Origin of the sequence: Mesorhizobium sp. M0830, from assembly GCF_040319965.1 — a bacterium.
Classification (GTDB): Bacteria; Pseudomonadota; Alphaproteobacteria; order Rhizobiales; family Rhizobiaceae; genus Mesorhizobium.
Map to the genome: position 1 here is coordinate 1 of NZ_JAMYOR010000131.1, position 1,796 is coordinate 1,796.

Below are 1,796 nucleotides of genomic sequence, written 5' to 3' on the forward strand. Positions count from 1 at the left end.
TCGCAGCCCGATCAGGGTCAAAGAAGCTGGCCATCATTGCCGTCGCAAGGAAGCTCCTCGTCGTCCTCAACGCTATCATCCGAGATAAAAAAGTATTCGCATGAACACAGTTGCCATGCCGCGACTTCCGAGCGCTGCCGCGGTGCAGAACTCTGCTCCGCTGCACTCTACGATTAAGGTCGCGGCATGGATCCCAGGGTCTCCGCGACGCCGCTTCGCGGCTGCTCCGCCCAGGGATGACGACATTGGAGAGGCTTCGCCCAATCTCAAGCGCTGATGGTGGTTCATCGAAACGAACGATGAAACCCCGACGGCCAACAGGCCTCCAACCCGTCAAACTCTCTCTGCTAGCGCTCCACACTCGGAGCGGCAGATTCTACTGTAGCGTCCGCGCGGGCTGGCCGAGGTGATCCCGGGCGATGCCGGCATCGCCATCTTCTGCTCCAGACGCACGGTCGAGGCCTGTCGCCACCACCGAGACCCTGAAGCGGCCTTCCATGCTCTTGTCGAAGATCGCGCCGACGATGATGTCGGCATCCTCGTAGACCTCTTCGCGGATGCGGGTGGCAGCCTCGTCGACCTCGAACAGCGTCATGTCCCTGCCGCCCGATATCGAGACCAGCACGCCCTTGGCGCCCTTCATCGACACTTCGTCGAGCAGGGGGTTGGCGATCGCGGCTTCCGCCGCCTTCATCGCCCGGCCCTCACCGGACGCCTCGCCGGTGCCCATCATGGCGCGGCCCATGTCGCGCATCACCGATTTGACATCGGCGAAGTCGAGATTGATTAGGCCTTCCTTGACGATGAGATCGGTGATGCAGCTGACGCCGGCATAGAGCACCCGGTCGGCGATGACGAATGCATCGGCGAAGGTGGTCTTGGCATCGGCGATCCTGAACAGGTTCTGGTTCGGGATGACGATCACCGTGTCGGCGCTTTCGCGCAGCCGCTCGATGCCCTCTTCGGCCATCTGCATGCGGCGCCGGCCTTCGAAGGTGAACGGCTTGGTGACGACACCCACGGTCAGGATACCGGCCTTGCGCGCCGCCTGCGCGATGATGGGTGCAGCGCCGGTTCCGGTGCCGCCGCCCATTCCGGCGGTGACGAAACACATATGCGTGCCGGCCAGATGATCCATGATCTCGTCGAGCGATTCCTCGGCCGCGGCACGGCCGATCTCGGGAAGCGAGCCAGCGCCCAATCCCTCGGTGACGTGAGCGCCAAGCTGGATCAGCCTAGACGCCTTCGACATGGTCAACGCCTGGGCGTCGGTGTTGGCGGCGATGAATTCCGTGCCCTGAAGCTGCTCCGCGATCATGTTGTTGACGGCATTGCCGCCGCCGCCGCCAATGCCGATAACGGTGATCTTGGGTCTCATCTCGGAGATTTCGGGCTTCTTGAACTCGGCCATGCCTGCTTCTCCTTCGCTAATTGCGCGCGCTTCACGGCCCACCCCCAGACTGCCTTGGGAACATTGCAATCGAGCGGCACGACGCGAATCAGTCCGTTCGGATGGGTACCCCAAAAAGCCAGAGAGCGGCCAGAGGTGCAAGTGCGCGCAAGGTCAAGATTTGTGATGACGGTTTTGGACAGGGGGCCGTGGAGGTGAGTATCCGGCGCAGGCCCGAATCGCCGATGGGGTTGCGACAGTCGCCGAAACAGCGCAACCGTCTCTGGGAACGTTTGCCAGATGCAACCACCGGCAGGGTGACAGGGCGAAATCATGAATCGTTAACCTGCAAGGACGGCTTGGCGGTAGGTCGGGTTCATGAGGGCTTTGAGGCGCTTACGCTTGA

Annotated in this window: 1 protein-coding gene; it reads right to left on the reverse strand. The window is 62.4% G+C overall.

All coding sequences use genetic code 11. The annotated features are described in order from the left end of the window. Positions 1 to 376 precede the first annotated feature (376 nt). A complete protein-coding gene (gene ftsZ / locus NKI20_RS33480) occupies positions 377 to 1,411 on the reverse strand; it encodes a cell division protein FtsZ (protein WP_352838254.1) in 1,035 nt (344 codons plus the stop codon). Positions 1,412 to 1,796 lie beyond the last annotated feature (385 nt).

Excerpts from the sequence above, each read along its gene's own strand:
- ftsZ (WP_352838254.1), bottom strand. The coding sequence starts at position 1,411 with ATGGCCGAGTTCAAGAAGCCCGAAATCTCCGAGATGAGACCCAAGATC.